The following is a 3,017-nucleotide window of genomic DNA, read 5'->3' as shown; positions in this document are numbered from 1 at the left end:
AACTACCAGAAGGGCCGCCTTGTGCGCAGCTGGACCCACCTTGAGCGCCAGCGCGGCGGCGCCGGCTTCCTCGGCGGCCCCGGTGAAACCCAGATCGAATCCGACCGGCGGCAATTGCAGGAAAAGATCATCAAGCTGAAGCACGAGCTGGAAACGGTTCGCCGCACCCGCGACCTGCATCGCGCCAAGCGCAAGAAGGTGCCGTTCCCGGTGGTGGCGATTGTCGGCTACACCAATGCCGGCAAATCGACGCTGTTCAACCGGCTTACCGGAGCAGACGTGCTGGCGCAGGACATGCTGTTCGCCACGCTCGACCCGACGCTGCGCCGCGTGCGCCTGCCTCATGGCACGCCGATCATCCTGTCGGACACGGTCGGTTTCATCTCCGACCTGCCGACGCATCTGATCGCGGCTTTCCGMGCMACGCTGGAAGAGGTGGTCGARGCTGATCTCGTCCTCCATCTGCGCGACATTTCCGATCCCGACACGGCAGCGCAGGCCGAGGATGTCGAGCGCATCCTGGCCGACCTCGGTGTCGACGCCAGCGATACCAAGCGTGTGATCGAAGTCTGGAACAAGGTCGATCTTCTGGACGAAGGCAACCGGAGCCGGCTGCTCGCCGATGCCGCCGACGGCAGCAAGGGACCGCCGATCGCCGTATCGGCGGTGACCGGCGAAGGCATCGATGCGCTGAAGGCGGTCATCGAGACACGCATGGCGGGCGAACTCGAAGACCTGACGGTGACGATCGAGCCGGCGCAGTTCGGCCTTGTCGACTGGCTTTATCGCAATGGCGATGTCGTTTCTCGCACCGACAATGACGACGGTAGCGCCACCATCTCGCTCAAGGCGACGCAAAGCGCCCGCGAAGAGATCGAAAGCCGATTGCGCAGGAAAAACCAAGGGTAACCCAAGGCAATTCCAGCAAGAGTCTATAGCGGTTTTTCAGCCGGAACTGCCGAGGTTACTTCGCGGTTTTTGCTTCCTGCCACAGCGCTTCCATTTCGGCCAAAGTGGCATTCTCCAGCGTGTTGCCGGACATCTCCAGGGCCTGCTCGACATAGTGGAAGCGTGAGCGGAATTTTTCGTTGGTGCCGCTCAGCGCGGCTTCCGAATCGAGCTTCAGGTGACGGCCGAGATTGACGACGGCGAACAGCATGTCGCCGAATTCGTCCTTGATCGACGCGGTATCGTCCTTGGCCAGGGCCTCGCGCAATTCGCCGATCTCTTCCTCGATCTTGTCAAGGATCGGCGCCGCCTCGCTCCAGTCGAAGCCGACACGCGCAGCCTTCTCCTGAAGTTTGAGCGCCCGCGTCAAGGCCGGTAGGGCAACCGGAACACTGTCCAGAAACCCTTTGCCATTGTCTTCGGGATCGAGACCGCGCGCGAGGCGGGCGCTTCGTTTCTCGGCCTTCTCCTGCGCCTTGATCTTTTCCCACATGCCCTTGGCCATGCCGGCGCTGCGGGCTTTTTCGTCGCCGAAGACATGCGGGTGGCGACGGATCATCTTGGTGGTGATCGCCTGGACCACATCCGGGAAAGCAAATTCACCGGCTTCCTCGGCCATTTGCGCGTGATAGACGACCTGCAGCAGGAGGTCGCCCAGTTCGTCACGCAGATCGTCGAGATCCCCGCGCGCAATGGCGTCCGCCACCTCATAGGCTTCCTCGATCGTATAGGGCGCGATGGTCGAGAAATCCTGCTCGATGTCCCATGGGCAGCCGGTCTTGGGCGCACGTAGCGCTGCCATGATCTCGATCAGGCGCGAAATGTCTTTCGATGGCGTCATGCGGCGGATGCTATCCTGGGACCCGACGCGCGGCCAATGCTGTCAGCCGGCGAGGGCGCCTTGTCCACAGCTGAGCCGCTTTAGTCGAGCACCGAGACGATCGCCTTGGCGAGGTCGTCCATGCCGTCTTCAGGCAGCCCGGCGACGTTGATGCGGCTGTCGCCGACCATGTAGATGGCATGCTCGGCGCGCAGCCGCTCGACCTGAGCTTCCGTGAGGCCTAGCCTGGAGAACATGCCGCGATGGCTGGCGACAAAGTCGAAGCGGTCGGAATTGGACTGCCGGCGCAGTGCCTCGGCGAAAGCCACGCGCAGCCTCAGCATGCGCAGGCGCATCTCTTCCAGCTCGGCTTCCCAGTCGGCGCGCAGGCTAGCGTCTTCCAGCACGATGCGCACCGCAGCGGCACCATGATCCGGCGGCATCGAATACATGGCGCGCGCCGCCGACAGCATCTGGCTCATCGCCACATCGGCCTGTGCGCCGTCCCTGGCCAGGACCATCGCCGCACCGACACGATCGCGGTAGACGGCGAAATTCTTCGAGCAGCTCGAGGCAACAACCATTTCCGGCACTTTCGCCGCCAGCAGACGCAGGCCAAGCGCATCGGCCTCGAGCCCGTCGCCAAAGCCCTGGTAGGCAATGTCGACGAACGGCAGCAGGCCGCGCTCGACGACCAGATCGGTGACGGCCTCCCACTGAGCCGCGTCCAGGTTGGCGCCGGTTGGGTTGTGGCAGCAGCCATGCAGCAGCACCACGTCGCCACTCTTGGCCGTCCGCAACGCCGCCAGCATGTCGTCGAAACGAACGGCACCCGAGGCCGCATCGAAATAGGGATATTCGCGGATCTGCAGGCCGGCGGCACGCATCACCGGCATRTGGTTCGGCCAKGTCGGGTCCGACAGCCAGATGGTGGCATCCGAACGCGTCCGCTTGAGCAGCTCCGCCACCAGCCGCAACGCGCCGGAGCCGCCAGGTGCCTGTGCCGCCCGGATGCGCGTCATGTCGGCGCCTGGGCCGAAAGCGAGCTTGGCCATCACCGCGTTGAAGCCGGTATCGCCGGCCAGCCCGAGATAGGTCTTAGTGTCTTGGCTGTTCAACAGCCGCCTTTCAGCCTCACGCACGGCGCGCATGACCGGCGTCTTGCCGTCACGATCCTTGTAAACGCCGACGCCGAGGTCGACTTTGTTGGGGCGCGGATCGGCGCGATAGAGGCCGATCAGGGCCAGGA

3 protein-coding genes are annotated in these 3,017 nt (G+C 63.9%); 1 reads left to right on the top strand and 2 read right to left on the bottom strand.

From position 1 onward, the window contains the following. A partial coding sequence (gene hflX, locus AC1DX0_RS33815) for a GTPase HflX (RefSeq protein ID WP_477358697.1) occupies nucleotides 1–909 on the top strand: 909 nt, incomplete at its 5' end. Between the two features lie 55 nt (nucleotides 910–964). Here the strand turns inward: hflX and mazG are convergent. Together mazG and AC1DX0_RS33805 are read right to left on the bottom strand one after the other, a co-directional pair. After that, nucleotides 965–1,789, bottom strand: coding sequence for a nucleoside triphosphate pyrophosphohydrolase (mazG, locus tag AC1DX0_RS33810; RefSeq protein WP_477220619.1), 825 nt, complete (start codon nucleotides 1,787–1,789; stop codon nucleotides 965–967). An 80-nt stretch (nucleotides 1,790–1,869) separates the two neighbouring features. After that, nucleotides 1,870–3,015: an amino acid aminotransferase gene (locus AC1DX0_RS33805; RefSeq protein WP_477358695.1), complete on the bottom strand. Its 1,146-nt coding sequence runs from the start codon at nucleotides 3,013–3,015 to the stop codon at nucleotides 1,870–1,872. Nucleotides 3,016–3,017 lie beyond the last annotated feature (2 nt).

Source organism: Mesorhizobium sp. P3_A9, assembly GCF_056402975.1.
Note: the sequence above shows the minus strand (reverse complement) of the source record. Positions and strands in the feature narration are given on the sequence as shown.